General features: G+C 66.6%; 17 protein-coding genes. 7 read left to right on the top strand and 10 right to left on the bottom strand.

Annotated elements, in window-relative coordinates; genetic code table 11:
* Window position 1: 1 nt before the first annotated feature.
* The 3 genes from AUL30_RS18385 to AUL30_RS18395 form a co-directional block, all read right to left on the bottom strand.
* On the bottom strand, window positions 2-1,318 hold the full coding sequence (locus AUL30_RS18385; protein WP_062229359.1) for an ATP-binding protein: 1,317 nt from the start codon (window positions 1,316-1,318) through the stop codon (window positions 2-4).
* A 143-nt stretch (window positions 1,319-1,461) separates the two neighbouring features.
* Window positions 1,462-2,187 carry a response regulator gene (locus AUL30_RS18390; protein ID WP_062229360.1) on the bottom strand — a complete coding sequence of 242 codons (726 nt, stop codon included), beginning with the start codon at window positions 2,185-2,187 and terminating at the stop codon, window positions 1,462-1,464.
* Complete coding sequence (locus AUL30_RS18395) at window positions 2,184-2,711, bottom strand: MarR family winged helix-turn-helix transcriptional regulator (RefSeq protein ID WP_157070315.1); 528 nt, start codon at window positions 2,709-2,711, stop codon at window positions 2,184-2,186. The genes AUL30_RS18390 and AUL30_RS18395 overlap by 4 nt, the downstream gene beginning before the upstream one ends.
* 265 nt (window positions 2,712-2,976) lie before the next feature.
* On the opposite strand from AUL30_RS18395, the gene AUL30_RS18400 reads away from it, so the two are divergent.
* Window positions 2,977-3,864, top strand: coding sequence for a branched-chain amino acid aminotransferase (locus AUL30_RS18400; RefSeq protein WP_062229362.1), 888 nt, complete (start codon window positions 2,977-2,979; stop codon window positions 3,862-3,864).
* 104 nt (window positions 3,865-3,968) lie between these two features.
* On the top strand, window positions 3,969-4,619 hold the full coding sequence (locus AUL30_RS18405) for an MBL fold metallo-hydrolase (protein WP_062229417.1): 651 nt from the start codon (window positions 3,969-3,971) through the stop codon (window positions 4,617-4,619).
* 95 nt (window positions 4,620-4,714) lie between these two features.
* Here AUL30_RS18405 and AUL30_RS18410 read toward each other — a convergent pair whose 3' ends face one another.
* Complete coding sequence (locus AUL30_RS18410) at window positions 4,715-4,930, bottom strand: cold-shock protein (RefSeq protein WP_062229363.1); 216 nt, start codon at window positions 4,928-4,930, stop codon at window positions 4,715-4,717.
* 550 nt (window positions 4,931-5,480) lie between these two features.
* On the opposite strand from AUL30_RS18410, the gene AUL30_RS18415 reads away from it, so the two are divergent.
* Entirely contained in the window at window positions 5,481-5,861 is a 381-nt protein-coding gene (locus AUL30_RS18415) for a hypothetical protein (RefSeq protein WP_062229364.1), read from the top strand.
* 22 nt (window positions 5,862-5,883) lie between these two features.
* Here AUL30_RS18415 and uvrB read toward each other — a convergent pair whose 3' ends face one another.
* Window positions 5,884-8,667: an excinuclease ABC subunit UvrB gene (gene uvrB / locus AUL30_RS18420; RefSeq protein ID WP_062229418.1), complete on the bottom strand. Its 2,784-nt coding sequence runs from the start codon at window positions 8,665-8,667 to the stop codon at window positions 5,884-5,886.
* Window positions 8,668-8,996: 329 nt separating this feature from the next.
* Between uvrB and AUL30_RS18430 the strand changes: the two genes are divergently transcribed.
* The gene (locus AUL30_RS18430; protein WP_244490892.1) at window positions 8,997-9,881 is read left to right on the top strand and encodes an extensin-like domain-containing protein; all 885 of its coding nucleotides are present in this window, start codon (window positions 8,997-8,999) and stop codon (window positions 9,879-9,881) included.
* A 3-nt stretch (window positions 9,882-9,884) separates the two neighbouring features.
* On the opposite strand, the gene AUL30_RS18435 is transcribed toward AUL30_RS18430, so the two are convergent.
* Both AUL30_RS18435 and AUL30_RS18440 read right to left on the bottom strand, forming a co-directional pair.
* Window positions 9,885-10,277 (bottom strand): acyl-CoA thioesterase, encoded by a 393-nt coding sequence (locus AUL30_RS18435; protein WP_062229367.1) that lies wholly within the window; start codon window positions 10,275-10,277, stop codon window positions 9,885-9,887.
* Between the two features lie 153 nt (window positions 10,278-10,430).
* Window positions 10,431-11,324, bottom strand: coding sequence for a DMT family transporter (locus tag AUL30_RS18440; protein ID WP_062229368.1), 894 nt, complete (start codon window positions 11,322-11,324; stop codon window positions 10,431-10,433).
* 128 nt (window positions 11,325-11,452) lie between these two features.
* On the opposite strand from AUL30_RS18440, the gene AUL30_RS18445 reads away from it, so the two are divergent.
* Window positions 11,453-11,917 (top strand): PRC-barrel domain-containing protein, encoded by a 465-nt coding sequence (locus tag AUL30_RS18445; RefSeq protein WP_157070308.1) that lies wholly within the window; start codon window positions 11,453-11,455, stop codon window positions 11,915-11,917.
* A 26-nt stretch (window positions 11,918-11,943) separates the two neighbouring features.
* On the opposite strand, the gene AUL30_RS18450 is transcribed toward AUL30_RS18445, so the two are convergent.
* On the bottom strand, window positions 11,944-12,558 hold the full coding sequence (locus tag AUL30_RS18450; protein WP_062229370.1) for a glutathione S-transferase family protein: 615 nt from the start codon (window positions 12,556-12,558) through the stop codon (window positions 11,944-11,946).
* Between the two features lie 263 nt (window positions 12,559-12,821).
* On the opposite strand from AUL30_RS18450, the gene AUL30_RS18455 reads away from it, so the two are divergent.
* Window positions 12,822-14,024 (top strand): pyridoxal phosphate-dependent aminotransferase, encoded by a 1,203-nt coding sequence (locus AUL30_RS18455; protein WP_062229371.1) that lies wholly within the window; start codon window positions 12,822-12,824, stop codon window positions 14,022-14,024.
* A 401-nt stretch (window positions 14,025-14,425) separates the two neighbouring features.
* Here the strand turns inward: AUL30_RS18455 and AUL30_RS18460 are convergent, their stop codons facing one another.
* Window positions 14,426-15,322, bottom strand: coding sequence for a LysR family transcriptional regulator (locus AUL30_RS18460; RefSeq protein WP_157070309.1), 897 nt, complete (start codon window positions 15,320-15,322; stop codon window positions 14,426-14,428).
* 45 nt (window positions 15,323-15,367) lie between these two features.
* The gene (gene trxB / locus AUL30_RS18465) at window positions 15,368-16,345 is read right to left on the bottom strand and encodes a thioredoxin-disulfide reductase (RefSeq protein WP_062229372.1); all 978 of its coding nucleotides are present in this window, start codon (window positions 16,343-16,345) and stop codon (window positions 15,368-15,370) included.
* Between the two features lie 408 nt (window positions 16,346-16,753).
* Between trxB and AUL30_RS18470 the strand changes: the two genes are divergently transcribed.
* Window positions 16,754-18,541: an ABC transporter ATP-binding protein gene (locus tag AUL30_RS18470; protein ID WP_062229373.1), complete on the top strand. Its 1,788-nt coding sequence runs from the start codon at window positions 16,754-16,756 to the stop codon at window positions 18,539-18,541.
* Window positions 18,542-18,604 lie beyond the last annotated feature (63 nt).

The following is an 18,604-nucleotide window of genomic DNA, read 5'->3' on the forward strand; positions in this document are numbered from 1 at the left end:
GTCAGGCCGGAATACGGATCACGGCGCGCAGGCCCCCCAGGGTCGATTCGGTGAGCAGGATGTCGCCGCCGTGGCTGCGGGCGATATCCCGGGCGATGGAGAGGCCGAGGCCCGTGCCGCCATCATCCATGTTGCGGGCGCTGTCCAGCCGCACGAAGGGCTTGAAAGCCTCTTCGCGCGCATCGGGCGGAATGCCGGGCCCGTCATCCTCCACCGTCACGGTCAGCCAGCGGCCCTCGTGACGGGCCGTCAGTTCCACGGTCTGCGCATGGCGCAGCGCATTGGAGACGAGGTTCGAGATGGCGCGGGTGAAGCCGTCCGGCCGCACGAGGATGGTCGGGTCGCCCAGCACAGCCGCGGTCAGGTTCTTGCCCTTCATCTGCGCCTCGGATCGGAAGCGGTCGAAAACCGTCTCCAGGTCGAGAACGCCGACATCCTCGCCCGCCTCGCCCCGCGCGAAGGCCAGATAGCCTTCCAGCATGCGCTGCATTTCCGAAATGTCGGATTCCAGCTCGCGCCGGTCCTCGCTGTCCGAGAAGAAGGTGAGCTGCAGCCGGAAGCGCGTCAGGACGGTGCGCAGATCGTGGCTGACGCCGTTCAGCATCTGCGTGCGCTGCTCGATCTGCCGCTCGATCCGGTCCCGCATCTGGATGAAGGCGAGGGCGGCCTTGCGCACCTCCGATGCGCCGCGCAGGCGGAAGTCCGGTGGCAGGGACTGCCCGCGCCCGAAGCCCTCGGCGGCCGCCGCCAGTTGCTGGATCGGCCGGATCTGGTTGCGCAGGAACAGGACCGCGATGAGGATCAGGACGAGCGAGGTGCCGACCATCCAGGCAATGAAGATATGCGTGTTGGACGCATAGGCGGAGTTGCGGCGCGCGAAGACGCGCAGCATGTGGTTTTCGAGCTGGATGCGAATTTCGACCAGGCGCGAATCGCCCACCGTATCGATCCAGAAGGGACGGCCGATCTTGGCCGTGATCTCTTCCGACAGGACGCCGTCCAGAATGTTGAAGAAGGGGCGCGGTGCGGCCGGTGGCAGGGGCTCGGGCGGCAGGACCAGGATGTTGAGGTCGAGCGTGTCGCGGGCGATCCGGGTGATTTCGGTGAAATCGCCGTTCCCCGGAAAGGTCTCGATGACCTCGATCACCGCGGCGATGTCCTGGACGACCGCCGCCGACAGGCGCTGCGTTACCGTCGCCCAGTGCCGCTCCATGAAGACCGAGGCGACGACGGCCTGCAGCAGCACCATGGGGGCGATGATGATGATGAGCGAGCGCGCATAAAGGCCCTTGGGCGTGCGCCGTGAGAGCCAGCGCATGCCGGGCAGGCTGCGCAGCCGTGGTACTTTCGAAAGCCGCCCAGGACGCTGCCCGAGCCGATCCCCCAGCCGCTCCCCCAGCCGCGCGCGTAAGCCGCCGAGCACCGGCCCGAGCCGCCTGAGTGCGGTGAGGCCGGGCGTCTTCAATCGACGTTCAGCCGGTAGCCGATGCCGCGCACCGTCTGCAGCCAAAGCGGATTGGCCGGGTCGCTTTCGATCTTGCGGCGCAGCCGGTTGATCTGCACGTCCACCGTGCGCTCCCCGACTTCGCCCTCGCCGCCCAGGAGCTCGTGCCGCTGGACCGTATCGCCGGCATTGCTGGCGAACTGCGCCATGATCTCCTGCTCGCGATCCGTCAGACGGATCACTTCCGGTCCGCGCTTCAGCTCCCGCCGCGAGAGGGAGAAGGTGAAGGGGCCGAAGCGGACATTCTCCACTTTCTGGATCTGGGGCGGGGCGCCGCGGCGCAGGATATTGTTGACGCGCAGGAGAAGCTCGCGCGGGTCGAAGGGCTTGGGCAGGTAATCGTCCGCTCCGGCCTCCAGTCCGGAGATGCGCTGCTCCGTCTCCGACAGGGCAGTCAGCATCAGGATGGGCGTGTCGCGCTGCCCGGAGACGGCCCGTACAAGATCGAGCCCGCTTTCGCCCGGCATCATCACGTCCACGACGAGGAGATCGAAATCGAGCCCGCCGAGGATCCGGCGTGCTTCGGCGGCGTCCGCCGCGGTGGAGACGCGAAAGGCGTTCTCGGTCAGGAACCGCGACAGAAGGCTGCGGATGCGCCGGTCGTCGTCGATGACGAGGATGTGCGGCGCATCGTCGCCGGGGGGCGTACGGCCGGGGGCAGGGGTGTCCGACGGGTCGCTCACTGATCGTCCTCCTTGGCAATGCCCTGGCGGTCGAACCACTCGCGCGTGACGGCGCGGTCCTGGCCCATCAGCTGCAGGAAACGGTGAATCGGCCCGGAATGCCGCGGCCCGGTGCCCGCCATGGCGGAATCGATGCGGCGTGCCTGGGCGCGCGACAGGGCCAGCGTCAGGGCGCGGCCCCGCCGCGTGGGAAACAGGAGGCGCTGGCGCCGGTCCCCGTCGCCCGGCAGGATGGCGATGAAGCCATCCTCCACAAGCTGCCGCAACACGCGGGACAACGATTGCTTGGTGATCTGCAACAGGTCCAGGAGATCGGCGATGGTCATGCCGGGGGCCCGGTTCACGAAATGCAGAATGCGATGATGCGCGCGGCCGAACCCGTATTCGGCCAGGAGCTCGTCGGCATCGGCCGTGAACTCGCGATAGGCGAAGAAGAACAGCTCGATCAGCCGGTAATCCACGTCGCCCGTAGTGGGCAGGGCTTCGCGCTCGATCGCATCGGGATCGGCGGTGGTTTCCGTCATTTCAAGCAAGATAGCATCCACGAAAATAGGTCAGCATTGTTGACATATCCGGACGTTATTGTTACACACTCCGCTGCAACGTTGGAACACTCGTCATGCCAGCCCGATGCGGCTAGGATCCGATGGGATCATGATCCCCAAGAGGATCGGCACGCCGGTTGGCCGCGTTATCATCAGGCGCATTGCCGCGCGGCAAACCGGATATCCTCTTTGCCAGACAATGCAATGGACAAGAAAGGTCGCCCGCACGGGCGAGGGGAGAAAAATGAGCGTCCCATTCGATCAAATGGACGGGCAGATCTGGTACAATGGCGAATTCGTCGATTGGAAGGATGCCAAAGTCCACGTCCTGACCCATGGTCTGCATTATGCCAGCGCCGTATTCGAGGGTGAGCGCGCCTATGGCGGCGCCATCTTCAAGTTGCGCGAACACACCGAACGGCTGATCGAGTCGGGTCGTATCCTGGGCTTCACCATTCCCTACAGCGCCGACGAGATCGATGCCGCCTGCAACGGCCTTCTGGAGCGCCAGGGCTTCCAGGACGCCTATGTCCGTCCGATCGCCTGGCGCGGCTCGGAATCCATGGGTGTCGCGGCGCAGAAGAACCGCATCAACCTCGCCATCGCGATTTGGCAGTGGCCAAGCTACTTCGATCCCGAGCAGCGCATGAAGGGCATCCGGCTCGACATTGCGGAGTATCGGCGCCCCGATCCGCGCACGGCGCCGTCGCGCTCCAAGGCCGCCGGCCTGTACATGATCTGCACCATCTCCAAGCATGCGGCCGAGGCGAAGGGCTATGCCGACGCCCTGATGCTGGACTGGCGCGGCCAGGTCGCGGAAGCGACGGGGGCCAACGTCTTCTTCGTCAAGGATGGCGCGATCCACACGCCGACGCCGGACTGCTTCCTGGACGGCATCACGCGGCGGACCGTCATCGAGCTGGCCAAGCGGCGGGGCCTCGAGGTGAATGTGCGCGCTATCCAGCCGGAAGAGCTGAGCGGCTTCACCGAAGCCTTCCTCTGCGGCACGGCGGCCGAGGTCACGCCCATTGCCGAGATCGGGCCCTATCGCTTCACGCCGGGCGAGATCACCCGCATGCTGGTCGATGACTACATGGCCGAGGTGCAGCCGAAGCGGATGGCGGCCGAGTAGTCCGGCACCCGGCCGGACGGAAAGTTCAAGGACTGGCGGGGCGGCGCATGCCGCCCCATCTTTTTGCGGCCGGTGCCTGCGCGCCGGTCGAAATGGAGGTGCCCATGGCCCGTCTTGCGGCCGAGATCGTTCCCGTCACGCCCTTCCAGCAGAATTGCTGCCTTCTCTACGATGCGGACAGCCTGCGCGGCGTCGTGATCGATCCGGGGGGCGATGTTCCGGACATCCGGCAGGCCATTGACCGGCTGGGCCTGACGATCGAAGCGATCTGGCTGACCCATGGCCATCTCGACCATGCCGGCGGCGCTATGGCGCTGAAGGCGGCACTGGGCGTGGAACTGATCGGCCCGCACGCCGCCGATGCCCCGCTTCTGTCGCGGATCGAGGATCAGGCCAAGATGTTCGGCGTACCCGGCGCCTTTGCTAATGCCACGCCCGATCGCTGGCTGGACGACGGGGACAGCCTGGCCATCGGCACGCATGTCTTCGAGGTGATCCACGCGCCCGGCCATGCGCCCGGCCATGTCGTCTTCTATAACCGCGAAGCCGGTTTCCTGCATGCGGGGGACGTGCTCTTCGCCGGCTCTGTCGGCCGCACGGACCTGCCCGGCGGCGACCATGCGACCCTGATGGCGACGATCCGCGACAAGATCCTGCCGCTGGGGGATGAGGTCGGCTTCCTGTGCGGCCACGGGCCCGGAAGCCGCATCGGCGCGGAGCGCCGGACCAACCCCTTCCTGCAAGGGCCGGCGTAAGGCGCGCAGGACGCCCTCATCGCATATGCCGATGGATCGATGCGGACCGGCCGGGTGGCCGGCCGATCCGGTCATGCGTCGCCCGAAGGCGTCGTTCAGTCCTGCGCCTCGAGATTGACGGCCTTCGGACCCTTGCCGCGCTTGTCGGGCTCGGTGTCGTAGGACACTTTCTGGTTCTCGACGAGGCCGGAGAGGCCGGAGGCCTGCACCGCGGAAATGTGAACGAAAATATCGGCACCGCCATTGTCGGGCTTGATGAAGCCAAAACCCTTGTCGGTGTTGAAGAACTTGACCGTACCGGTCTGCGCCATGCTGGAACCCTTTTCCCTGAGATGCTGTCGTGGGCGCCCTTTCGGGCATGCAGGCAAGTCTTGATGCGAGGAAAAGGAACCAGTACATCGCAGTTTGCCAGCAAACTGCCCGGGGAATGCGCCCCCGATACGCAGTACGTCCATTGCCCTGTTCGCGAGTTTGCCCGAACGTTACTTTTCTGACGGCGACAGCAGGCGTTTGCAAGCAAAAGTTTTGTGCAAAAGGTGACTAATTCGAAGCAGAACGCGGTGATTTTATATGCGTTGCACAATGATCTGCGCCGCTTATTATCACTGTAGGATGTACCGCTCGCCGGGGCTGCGCCGACCCGGGAGCCTGCGCGGATAACCGTCTCAGCGACGTCCAAAACGAGGTGAGGGTGCATTGCGGCAAACACCCTGTCCTTTTGGTGGAGGGGGTGCCTGATAACGCCCGATTGTATCGCGGCCCCTTCACGCAGCGCTCGCGAACCCCAAATGGATGCCATCCAACGGGATATCCGGCGGTCATGTGCCGGCTCCCGTCCACGCATGCAAGAAGGATGAACCGATGAAAGCCGATCGTCTTGTAGCTCTTGCCTTTGGGGCAAGCCTTGTCGCGAGCGTCAGTTCGGCTGCGCTGGCGCAGGATCAGCCGGCCGGAACGATGGCGCCCGATGCAATGGCACCCTCCACCATGGGTGGCGGCGCAGAGGTCGACAACGTGCTTGGCACGGGCGCACTTCCCGGCGTCGGCCTCGGCACCTCGACAGCGCCGGATGTGTCGGGCATCGGCGGCCCCGGCGGCCTGCAGAACGGCGTCGGCGCGCAGGGCATGTCGGCGCCGAGCATGTCGGGTTCGGCCGTGACGAACGATGGTTCGATCCCAGGCACCTCCGACACGGGTGGCTTCGGCATTCCGCTGGGGGCCCCGGCGGCGTCCAACAACTAGAGGCAGGCGTAGCCAGCCCGGGCTAACGGCCCGGGCGGCCCGTCTTTCCGGGGCGCCTCTTGCGGCGCTTCTCGTCGGCCGGATCCTCATAGGAGCCGAGGCCAACCTTCTCACGGCGCAGTGGCGCGGCGTCGTCCGGCTTGCGCGGCGCCGGTCCGCCGAGGGGCTTCTCGGTCCGGCCGACCGTCATCTCGTCCAGCGAATTCTTGCGGAACAGGCTGGCCTCTCCTCGTGGAGCGAGCGGCTCGCCGCGCGGTCCGAAGCGTGGATTGGCGGGGGCCTTCGACTTGCCGCGCCGCCGCCCGCCATCGCCTTCCAGGAAGACCTCGCGGGCGAGCGGATCGTCGGAAATGGCAAGCTCGGTGGCCTGGAGCCGCTTGATCTCGTCGCGCAGGCGGGCGGCGCGCTCGAAATCGAGGTCGGCGGCCGCATCCCGCATCTCCTTTTCCAGATGGTCGATATGGCTCTGCAGGTTGGCGCCGACCAAGGCACCTTCCTGCGTGTCCGGGCCGGCATCGACGCGGACGTGATCCTTCTCGTAATAGGAATCCAGAATGTCGGCGATCCGGGCCTTCACGCTTTCGGGCGTGATGCCGTGCTCGGTATTGTAGGCTTCCTGCTTTTCACGCCGGCGGTTGGTTTCCGCAATGGCGCGTTCCATGCTGCCCGTCATGACATCGGCATAGAGGATGACACGTCCGTCCACATTGCGCGCGGCACGTCCGATGGTCTGGATCAGCGATGTCTCGGATCGCAGGAAGCCTTCCTTGTCGGCATCCAGAATGGCCACCAGCCCGCATTCCGGTATGTCCAGACCTTCACGCAGAAGGTTGATGCCCACCAGGACGTCGAAGGTGCCGAGCCGCAGATCGCGGATGATCTCGATGCGCTCCAGCGTGTCGATGTCGGAATGCATGTAGCGGACGCGGATGCCCTGCTCGTGCAGATACTCGGTCAGGTCCTCCGCCATGCGCTTGGTCAGAACGGTGCACAGGACGCGGTAGCCGTTCGCCACCGTCTCGCGGATTTCGCCCACGAGGTCGTCCACCTGGCTGCGCGCCGGCCGGATCTCGACCGGGGGATCGGTGAGCCCCGTCGGGCGAATGACCTGCTCGGCAAAGACGCCGCCCGCCTCTTCCATTTCCCACGGTCCGGGCGTCGCCGACACGGCGACGGTCTGCGGGCGCATGGCGTTCCATTCCTCGAAGCGCAGCGGCCGGTTGTCCATGCAGGAGGGCAGGCGGAAGCCGTATTCCGCCAGGGTCGCCTTGCGGCGGAAGTCGCCCCGGTACATGGCGCCGATCTGCGGCACGGTCACATGGCTCTCGTCGATGAAGACGAGCGCGTTGTCCGGCATGTATTCGAAGAGGGTCGGGGGCGGGTGCCCGGGCTGGCGGCCGGTCAGGTAGCGGGAGTAGTTCTCGATGCCGTTGCAGGAGCCGGTCGCCTCGATCATCTCCACATCGTAATTGACCCGCTGCTCGAGACGCTGCGCCTCCAGGAGCCGGCCGGCGCGGTTCAGCTCCACCAGCCGGTGCCGCAACTCCTCCTTGATGGACTTGACCGCCTGCTGCAGCGTCGGACGTGGCGTCACATAGTGCGAATTGGCGTAGATCTTCACGCTCTTCAAAGAATCCGACTTCTGCCCGGTCAGCGGGTCGAACTCGTCGATGCGCTCGATCTCGTCGCCGAACAGGGAGATACGCCAGGCGCGGTCTTCCAGGTGGGCGGGGAAGATCTCGATCGTGTCGCCGCGCACCCGGAAGGAACCACGCGTGAAATCCATGTCGCGGCGCTTGTATTGCTGCGCGACCAGATCGGCGAGCAGTTGCCGCTGGTCCAGGCGGTCGCCGACCGTCATCTGGAAGGTCATGGCCGTGTAGGTTTCGACCGATCCGATACCGTAGATGCAGGAGACGGAGGCCACGATGATGACGTCGTCGCGCTCCAGCAGCGCGCGCGTGGCCGAGTGGCGCATCCGGTCGATCTGCTCGTTGATCGAACTTTCCTTCTCGATGAAGGTATCGGACCGCGGCACATAGGCTTCGGGCTGGTAGTAGTCGTAGTAGGAAACGAAATACTCCACCGCATTGTCGGGGAAGAAATTCTTGAACTCACCGTAGAGCTGCGCCGCCAGCGTCTTGTTCGGCGCCAGGATCAAGGCGGGGCGCTGCGTCGCCTCGATCACATTGGCGACGGTGAAGGTCTTGCCCGATCCGGTCACGCCGAGCAGAACCTGGGTCTGGTCCGCATCCGCTATGCCGGCGACGAGGTCGGCGATGGCCTGCGGCTGATCGCCCTTGGGCGTGTAGTCCGAGGCGATCTTGAACGGGCGGCCGCCTTCGGACTTCTGGGGTCGGTGCGGCCGGTGCGGCACCCAGATCTCGCCGTTCTTCAGGAGGGGGTTGCCCTCGCTGATCAGCCGGGTCAGCGCCTCGACCGTCGCCGTGACGCCGCTTTCGGGCAGGGCGGCCGCTTCCTCCAGGGAGACATCCATGCCGGCCACGGGCGTGAGCCCGGCCCGCGCGCGTGACGCAGGGTCGGCCGCGCCGCCCATGGACGTGCCGCGCGCGGTGCGGCTGCCGGCTGCGCTCTTGCCGCCGGCAGCGTTCTTGCCGCCGGCCGCCTTCGGCTTGCGGCTGCGTTGCGGGGCGGACCCCGTCTCTGCCGCCGGGCCGGCCGTGTCGGCGGCATCGGCGCTCCGTTCGGCGCCGTCTTCGAGCTGTTCGGCAATGGCCTCCGCCCAGCCGGAGATGGGGCCGTCATAGGGCGTCGCATCGAAGGGCGCGGCGGGCGCCTCTTCCATGCCGCCTTGTGGGCGCAGCGGCTCGGACGCGTCCGAGTAATCGAGGATCGGCGAGCGCCGCGGTGGCTTTTTCTGAGGGTCGACCATGAGCCCAATATGGTCCTTGCCAGGGGCGGAGGAAAGACCTCGGCCCATCTTCACCATTCGCTTACCAACCCTGTTCTAGGCTCCCTTTCGTCCGCTCGAGTTCGCGGGAGATGAGAAGGCCATCCCCCATGGTACTGCGTAACAGGAGATGGCAACCGACTGTGCTCGCCGCTGCGTGTATTGCGACGGCGAGCACAGTCTTTCCCGCCGCCGCCACGGGACTGGCGCCGATGGACGGGAACATGCCGACCCTCTCATCCGGCGCCGCCCCGGCAGGCCCGCCAGCCGGCCGCCCGCGCGGTGATCTCGTCTGGGGTGTCCGCGTCCCAGCCATGCCTCAGCCCGGCCAGTCCACGGTCTATGTGCCGAGCTTCGAAACGCCTGCGCCCGTGCAGCCTGCGCCGCCGGCCCCTCGGACTCCTGGTCTGCGTGCGTCGCCCCCACGCAATGCTGAGCTCCTGCCGCCCATCGGCGCGGAAGATGAATCCGTCGCCGCGCTGGAAAGCGAGCCCTATGTGCCGGACCGTGGCCTGCCGGTGCAACAGGCGCCGCCGGTCGCAGGGGCGCCGTCCGGCTACCGGAGCCTGCCGGAAGGGGAGGCGATGTGCCGCAAGGCCCTGGCGCGGCTCGGCGCGCAATTTTCCGAAGCGGGTTCCGTGCGCAGCAGCAATGCCTGCGGCGTTCCCTATGCGCTCAAGGTGCACACGGCTGCGCGCGGAATCGCCATGCAGCCACCCGCCACGCTGAATTGTCGCACGGCGCTGGCCGTTGCCCGCTGGCTGGACGAGGATGTCCGTTCGGCCGCGCGGTGGCGGCTCCTCAAGAACCCGACCGGGCTCATCAATGCCTCGTCCTACCGCTGCTCGCGCATTGCCGGCTCACGGACCGTGTCGGAACATGCAGGCGGCAATGCGCTGGATGTGGCCGGTTTCCGCTTTTCCGATGGCTCGACGGTCCGCGTCGAGCCCAAGGGCTTCTTCCGGTTCCGCGAGCGCGGCTTCCAGAACAGCGTGCGCCAGGCGAGCTGCCGGCATTTCGGCACGGTCCTCGGACCGGGCTACAACCGCGCCCATGACGACCATTTCCACCTGGACCTGAAGGCCCGGATGCGTCCCGTCTGCAAGTGAAGGTCAGGCTTCGGCCGGTACGGGGGTCGGCGTACCGGAATGATCCAGCGCGACCATGGTGAAGACGCCCTCCGTCACCATGGTACGCTCCCGCGTCAGGTAACGCAGCGCCCAGGCTTCCACCCGGATGCGGATGGAGGTGCGCCCCACATGATCGATCGCCGTGTAGACGCAGAGCGTGTCCCCGATCTTGACGGGCTTGCGGAAGGTGAGCTTGTCGACGGCGACCGTCGCCACCCGCCCCTGCGCGCGCTCCGCACCGCGAATGCCGGCGGCCAGGTCCATCTGCGACATGACCCAGCCCCCGAAAATATCGCCTGCCGCGTTGGCATCCGCCGGCATGGCCGGGACCCGCACCGTCAACTGCCCGGCCGGCTCTTCGACATTCTCGCCCATGCGCTGTCCTTTCGCGATTCTGCAACATCGTCACCGCTTGCCTTTCGCGTAGCGCATGACGGGGGCCGGTTCAATTTGGCGACGCATCCGCGGCGCGAGGGGACGGCGGCATCCGGCGTATCGCGCACGATGCGTGCTAGCACGGCCCTTCCATCATGCATCCGGATGCCGACGAGGCGACATGAGTGGGGGGCCAAGTTCGACCAGCAGCATGGACGCGAAGATCAGGCCGCACCCCGCCAGGGCGACCGGCCCCAGCCTTTCGCCGAGGATGAGTGCCCCGAACAGGCCGGCGAAGAGGGTTTCGGACGACAGCATGACGGCGGCCTGTGGGCCGCTCGTATATTGCTGGGCGAAGCTCTGGATGGTGAAGCCGATGGCGGCGGAGACGAGGCCCGCGAAGAGAATCTCCGGCGCGGCGGCCAGGATGGCGGGCGGGTCAAAGGGCTCCAGCAGGAGCGCGCCGATCAGCGACAGGCCACCCGCTACGGCGAACTGCACGCAGGACAGGCCGAAGGGGCGGCCCGTATCGGCCGCGAAGCGGCTGATGAAGAGGATCTGTAGCGACCAGAAAATGGCGCCGACGATGACCAGGAGATCACCCGGCGACAGGGGGCCGAGATGCGCGCCGCCCATCATGGCGATGCCGGCAAAGGCCATGGGCGCGGCCACCAGCACCACGGCGTGCGGACGCACGCGAAACAGCGTCAGGGCCATCAGTGGCGTCAGCACCACGTAGAGCCCGGTCAGGAAGCCGGCATTGGTGACGCTCGTGGTGACCATGCCGATCTGTTGCAGGATCGAGCCGGCGAAGAGGAAACAGCCAATGGCGGCAAGGCCCGTCCGTTGCCGGCGCGTCAGCGGCTGCGCGTCCCGGCGGGCTTCGCGCTGCGCCAGCGGCAGAAGTGCCGCGGCCGCGATCAGGAAGCGCACGCCGGTGTAGGTCCAGGGTCCGAGCTTGTCCATGGCGGTGGACTGGGCCACGAAGCCGAGGCCCCAGATCATCCCCGCCAGCAGCAGGAGCAGGTTCGCCTGAAGGCGGGTCATGCGGCTGGCCTCAACCGGATGTGATGGGTGTGGGCAGCCGAGCCGACCGGTGATGGAACCGTTTTGGCCATCAGCGCCTTCTTGTGAGGCGCGAGCGCTACGCTCCGCTCAATTTCTACGAGGATTTCATGAAGACGCTTCTGATCGCCGCAGGCCTTGCCACACTGATGGGCGGTACCGCCCTCGCACAGACCGCGACCCCCGCCGAGACCCCGGCCGCTGCGACGGCGGCGACGACCCCGGCCGGCAGCAACCCGGTCATCGTGGTGCTGCCTCCGGCCACGCAGGGCGCAGCCCCGGCGCATTTCCTGATCGACGATCTGGACGATGAGAATGTTTACGGCGCGGATGGCGAGAAGGTCGGCGAGATCGAGGACTTCGTCGTCGGCACGGACGGCAGCATCGCGGCCGTGGTGATCGAGGTTGGTGGCTTCCTGGGCATCGGCGAGAAGGACGTGCTCGTCGACTGGAATGCGCTCGATATCAAGGTGCAGGACAACGACCTGCGGATCGACGCGCCGCTCCTGACGCGCGCCGAGCTGGAAAACGCGCAGGACGTCGATGTCGACTCCATGGTGCTCGGCCGCGACTGAGCCCAGCCGGCGGATCGGGGCGCCCGTCATGCGGCGGGCGTCCAGTCCTTCGGGCGGTAGCCGGGCAGGGACTCGATCCTGCCGAGCCATTGCATGACATGGTGGAACGCCCCGAGGTCGAAGCCGCCCTCCGGGGCGTCTTTCGTATAGGGATAGAGGGCAATGTCGGCGATGGTCGGCACAGGGCCGGCGATAAAGTCCTGCTGTGCCAGGACCCTCTCCATCACGGCCAGCACCGCAAGGCCGCGCTCCATCAACTGGCCCATCCGTTCCGGCGTGGCGACGGCCTGCCGTTCCGGGTAGACGCTGATCGCACGCCGCACGGCGATGGCGGGCTCGTGCTGGTTCTGTTCGAAGAACATCCATTGCAGCATGGCCGCATGGGCGTAGCGCTCGGTCGGCAGGTAGGCCGTTCCGGCTGCCAGATAATGCAGGATGGCCCCGGATTCGGCCAGGAAGCGCCCATCGTCGAGTTCGAGGAGCGGGCACTGGCCGATCGGGTTGCGGGCGAGAAAACCGGGCGCGCGTGTCGAGCCATCCCGCGTGGACTGTTCCACATGGACGAAGTCCTGGCCGGTCAGGGCCAGCAGTAGGCGCGGCTTGTAGCAATTGCCGCTGTCCAGCATTCCGAAGATCCGCATATCGCCGCTCCCGTGTAGGCCACCATGGTGGTTCACCCTGTTCTAGGCGGGCGCGCCGGCCGGCTCCAATTCATAATCTGCGACCCCGGCATCACCGCCGCTGATGGTTCGGATCGTCACAATGCGTTTGCGGCGCGGCACGGCGGCGCGTATGTGTCTCGCGCGGGTCTTCCTTCGAGCGGGCAAATGCGCTTATGGTCCGCCGATTTTGCGGGAGGGGCCCGCAAGACGACAGTTCATGCCATACCGGAGTTTTGAGGATCATGGCCTTCCTTGCCGCCGCGCTCGACCGCGTGAAGCCGTCCGCAACCATCGCCGTATCGCAGAAGGCGCGGGACCTGAAAGCCAAGGGGCGCGATGTCATCGGACTGGGCGCGGGCGAGCCCGATTTCGACACGCCCGACAACATCAAGGCCGCGGCCATCGATGCCATCCAGCGCGGCGAGACGAAGTACACGCCGGTATCCGGGATCCCGCAGCTCCGCGAGGCGATCTCGCAGAAGTTCAAGCGCGAGAACAGGCTCGACTATACGCCCGCGCAGACCATCGTCTCCACGGGCGGCAAGCAGGTCCTCTTCAACGCCTTCATGTCGACGCTGAACCCTGGCGACGAGGTGATCATCCCCACGCCCTACTGGGTCAGCTACCCGGAAATGGTGCTCCTGTGCGGCGGTACGCCGGTCTTCGTCGAAACGACGATCGACACGGGCTTCAAGCTGACGGCCGAGGCGCTGGAAAAGGCGATCACGCCCCGCACCAAGTGGTTCCTCTTCAACTCCCCCTCGAACCCGTCCGGTGGTGCCTACAGCCACGACGAGGTCAAGGCCCTGACGGATGTGCTGATGCGCCACCCGCATGTCTGGGTCATGACCGACGACATGTACGAGCATCTCGTCTATGGCGATTTCACCTTCGCCACGCCGGCCGAGGTGGAGCCGGCGCTCTACGAGCGCACGCTCACCATCAACGGCGTGTCCAAGGCCTATGCCATGACGGGGTGGCGCATCGGCTATGCCGGCGGCCCGGCCAAGCTGATCAAGGCCATGGACATGATCCAGGGGCAGCAGACCTCCGGCGCCTGCTCCATCGCGCAATGGGCCGCCGTCGAGGCGCTCAACGGCCCGCAGGATTTCATCCAGCGCAATCGCGGTATTTTCCAGGGGCGGCGGGATCTGGTCGTGTCCATGCTGAACCAGGCCACGGGCATCGAATGCCCGACGCCGGAAGGCGCCTTCTACGTCTATCCGTCCTGCCAGGGCCTGATCGGCAAGGTCACGCAGTCCGGCAAGCGGATCGAAACGGACGAGGACTTCGTGTCCGAACTCCTGGAACAGGAAGGTGTCGCGGTGGTGCACGGCTCGGCCTTCGGCCTCGGCCCGAACTTCCGCATCTCCTACGCGACCTCCGAAGCCCTGCTCGAGGAAGCCTGCACCCGCATCCAGCGCTTCGCCGCCAGCCTGCGCTGATCAACGGTGCGATGACGGTTCGGAAAGCGGGCTTCGGCCCGCTTTTCTTTTGCCTGGTGCTCGGCCGTGTGTGTTCCCCGGCGCGATGTGGCATGGCTGCGGGCGAGCGGTCCGCAGCTACGGGAACCGTCGTCCGAAAGAACCGTAAAATCGATTGAAAAAAAAGCCGGGTTCGAAGAACCCGGCCAATCGAAGGGCCTACATAGGCAAACCCTTGGGAGGAAACGGTCGGGCGGAGGAATGGGAGGAGGTATTCCCCGGCCCCGACTGATGGCAAGAATAACACGCCCCGATTGGTCCACCAGAGCGGTCTGCGCATGCCAGTCATGCGTTTTAAGCATGACACCCCCGGCCGGAGTGATCCGGCCACCGTCATAACATGCGGCAGGGCATCGGGTTCCCTAGAAGGCCCAGGTCCGCGCCTTGGCGATGAGGAAGTCCCGGAAGACCTTCAGCTTGGCGGAGTCGCGCAACTGCTCCGGGTAGCAGAGATAGGTATCGAAAGCCGGCATCTCCATTTCCGGCAGGACCTGCACGAGCTTGGAGTCCTTGTCGACCATGTAGTCGGGCAAGAGGGCCACCCCGATGCCGCGCTCGATCGCCGACTTGACCGCCATGAGATTGTTGATCTGCAGGATCGCACTGCGCGACATGCCGTCGGGCAAGCCGACCGTTTCCAGCGTGTTCAGGTTGCGCAGATAGGGCGGGGCCGGCTCGCCGAAGGTGATGAGCCGATGCCGGTCCAGATCGGCGATGGTCTCGGGCCGTCCGTAGCGTTGCAGGTAGCTCGGCGCGGCATAGACATGCAGATGCACGGTGAAGAGCCGGCGCTGGATCAGGTCGGGCTGCTGGGGCTGGCGCAGGCGGATGGCGCAATCGGCCTTCCGCATGGTCAGGTCGATCTCCTCGTTGTCGAAGACCAGTTGCAGCTCCAACTCCGGGTAGAGTTCGAGAAATTCCTGGGCACGGTGGGTGAGCCAGCCGGAACCGAGGCCCACCGTCGTCGTGACGCGCAGCTTGCCGCTCGGCTTTTCCTTCGTCTCGGTGAGCTGCATGCGCACGGTTTCGAGCTGCTTGAGCACGTCCGTGGCGGTGCGAAACAGGATTTCGCCCTGTTCGGACAGGACCAGGCCACGGGCGTGGCGATGGAAGAGCGGGGCTCCGATTTCCTGCTCGAGTGCGGCGACCTGGCGGCTGATGGCCGACTGGCTGAGATTGAGCGCGTTGGCGGCATGGGTGAACGAGCCGGCCTCCGCCGCCGCGTGGAAGATGCGCAGCTTGTCCCAGTCCAGCGCCATTGTGTCGTCCGCCTCCCGTTGCGTCCCGCCTGTCCGACGTGTCGTTTATTCCGCGGCCTGCCGTTCGCCTGTCGCCGGCGCGCGTGCGGCCAGCCAGCGCTCCGCTTCCAGCGCGGCCATGCAGCCGAGCCCTGCGGCCGTGACGGCCTGGCGGTAGACATCGTCCGCCACGTCGCCCGCCGCGAAGACGCCCTCGATCGAGGTTTGCGTCGTGCCGGGCTCGACCCAGAGATATCCTCCCTGTTTCATGCGCAGCTGGCCGGCGAAGAGCTCCGTGGCCGGCGCATGGCCGATGGCCACGAAGACACCGTCCGTCGGGTGCTCCGTCACGGCGCCGCTCGTGCGGTCGCGCAGCCGGACCCCGGTGACCTGGCGCATGGGATGCGTCATGCCGACGACATCGGCGATCTCCGCATTCCAGATGACGGAGACGTTTTCCCGCGCGAGAAGACGGTCCTGCATGATGCGCTCCGCCCGGAAGGCATCGCGCCGATGGACGACCGTAACGCTGCGGGCGATGTGCGACAGATAGAGGGCCTCCTCCACGGCCGTGTTGCCGCCGCCCACCACCACGACATCCTTGCCACGATAGAAGAAGCCGTCGCAGGTCGCGCAGGCCGAAACGCCGAAGCCCTGGAACTCTGCTTCGCTGTCGAGGCCGAGCCAGCGGGCCTGTGCCCCGGTGGCGATGACCAGCGCATCGGCGGTGTAGACGGCCCCGCCATCGCCGCGCAGGCGGAAGGGGCGCACCGAAAGATCGGCCTCCACGATCAGGTCGGCCACCATCTCGGTGCCCATCGCCAGGGCCTGGGCCTTCATCTGTTCCATGAGCCAGGGGCCCTGGATCGGATCGGCGAAGCCGGGATAGTTCTCGACATCGGAGGTGATGGTCAGCTGGCCACCCTCCTGCAGCCCGGCGACCATGAGCGGCTTCATCATGGCGCGCGCGGCGTAGATCGCCGCCGTGTAGCCGGCCGGGCCGGACCCGATGATCAGAATCTCCGCGTGACGCTCGGCAGTCATGGCTTGATACTTTCGATGGTCGGTGCTGCGTCGCAGGTGGCCCCTGCATCGTGCTCCTTCAATAGAGGACGCCTGCGGTGGAGACAACAAGGGTTGCACGTTGGCCACAGTCCTGTCCGCGTCCCGCCTCCGGCGGCCGGGCCGGCGGTTGACCATCCGCGCGGGGCGCTGCTAATTTGGGAGACCTTGCAACGACGCACCAGGAAAGGGGGCGGCTTGATGAGATATCCGATGTTCGCGCGCCCCTCGACGATCCAGGCCTGACACGGCCTGCCTTTCGTTTCCCGCTCGATAGGCCCCTCTGCCCATCCGGCTTCGCTGCTTGCCCACCCCTGCAAGGCAATCCCCATCGCTGACGGGCGTCCGATTCGCCCGCATTGAGGAGCGGCTTTCCCGCCGCAGACGATCATGACCCAGTCCAAGACACGTGCGCGCAGCGCCATGAGCCGCGTGCTCGCCTTCACCATCGGCAACTGGCGCCAGGAGTGGCGGCTGGTCTGCCTGATCCTGTGTACCATTACGCTGGCGACGCTGGCCGATATCGCCATGCCCGTCTTTGCCGGCCGGCTGGTCGATGCGGTCGCCTCCGTCGACCGGGAGGCGGGCCTTTCCTCGGCGCTGAACGCGCTGGCCGCCATGGCCGGGCTCGGCCTTGCCTATGTCGGGTTGCGGCATCTGGCCTGGGCGGCGGTCGTGCCCATGACACTGCGCATCATGGGGCGGGTGTCCCAGGCGGGGTTCGCGCAGGTCCAGCGCTTTTCCGCCGACTGGCACGCCAACAGCTTCTCCGGCTCCACCGTGCGGCAGATCACGCGCGGCATGTGGGCGCTGGACATCCTCCATGACGTGCTTCTGCTGGCCTTGTGGCCTTCGGTCGTGGTGCTGGTCGGCGCGGTGGCGATTCTGGGCTGGCAGTGGCCGATCATGGGCCTGGCCATGGGGGCAGGGGCGCTCGCCTATATCTTCCTCACCGTGTTCCTGACGCTGCGCTGGATCGCCCCCGTGGCGCGCCAGTCCAACAAGATGGACACGCGCGTCGGCGGCGTGCTCGCCGATGCGCTCGCCTGCAACGCCGTGGTCAAGACCTTCGCCGCCGAGGCGCGGGAAGAGACGCGCCTGTCCGATGCGGTGGCGGAGTGGCAGCGCCGCACCGACGTGACATGGATGCGCTTCACCTGGGCCGCGACCCTGCAGACGGCGCTGCTCTGGGCCGTCCGGATCGGGCTGGCCGGCCTGTCCGTGTATCTTTGGGCCATCGGGCAGGCGACACCCGGTGACGTGACCTATGTGCTGACGACCTATTTCGTGGTGCAGGGCTATCTGCGGGACATCGGCATGCATGTGAACAACCTGCAGCGCTCGGTGAACGAGATGGAGGAACTGGTCGATCTGCACGACGAGGTGCCCGCGGTGGCCGACCGGCCTGGCGCCGAGCCGATCGCGGTGACGCACGGGGAGATCGTCTTCGATCGGGTGCACTTCCGCTATGGGGGCCACGCCACCCCGCTCTATGACGGGCTGACGGTCACCATCCCGGCCGGCCAGAGGGTCGGGCTAGTCGGTCATTCGGGATCGGGCAAGACGACCTTCGTCAAGCTGATCCAGCGCCTGCACGACGTGACCGGCGGCGAAATCCGGATCGACGGCCAGGCGATCGACCAGGTCACGCAGGCCTCGTTGCGCCGCAACGTGGCGGTGGTGCCGCAGGAATCCATCCTGTTCCACCGCAGCCTGACCGAGAACATCGCCTATGGCCGCCCCGACGCGTCGCAGGTAGAGATCGAGGAGGCGGCGCGGCTCGCCTCCGCCCACGACTTCATTCTGCGCCTGCCGCAAGCCTATGGCACGCTGGTGGGGGAGCGGGGCGTGAAACTGTCGGGCGGCGAGCGGCAGCGCGTGGCCCTGGCGCGCGCCTTCCTGGCGGATGCGCCGATCCTGATCCTGGACGAGGCGACCTCGGCCCTCGATTCGGAATCGGAGCGTCTCATCCAGGCGGCGATGGAGCGGTTGATGGCCGGGCGCACCTCGCTCGTCATCGCCCACCGTCTGTCGACCGTGCGCACGCTCGACCGGATCCTGGTCTTCGATCGGGGCCGGATCGTCGAGGACGGGACGCATGATACGCTGATGACCCTCAATGGCGGCATCTATCGCAGCCTGACGGAGCATCAGAGCGGGTCGGGCCTGGCGGCCTGAGGTCCATCTCGTCGCGGCGGCCGGTAGGCAGGCCAGCCGCGACGGGTTACAAGCAGACGATCG

It is taken from the genome of Aureimonas frigidaquae, from assembly GCF_001463905.1.
In the GTDB taxonomy this organism is placed as follows: domain Bacteria; phylum Pseudomonadota; class Alphaproteobacteria; order Rhizobiales; family Rhizobiaceae; genus Aureimonas; species Aureimonas frigidaquae.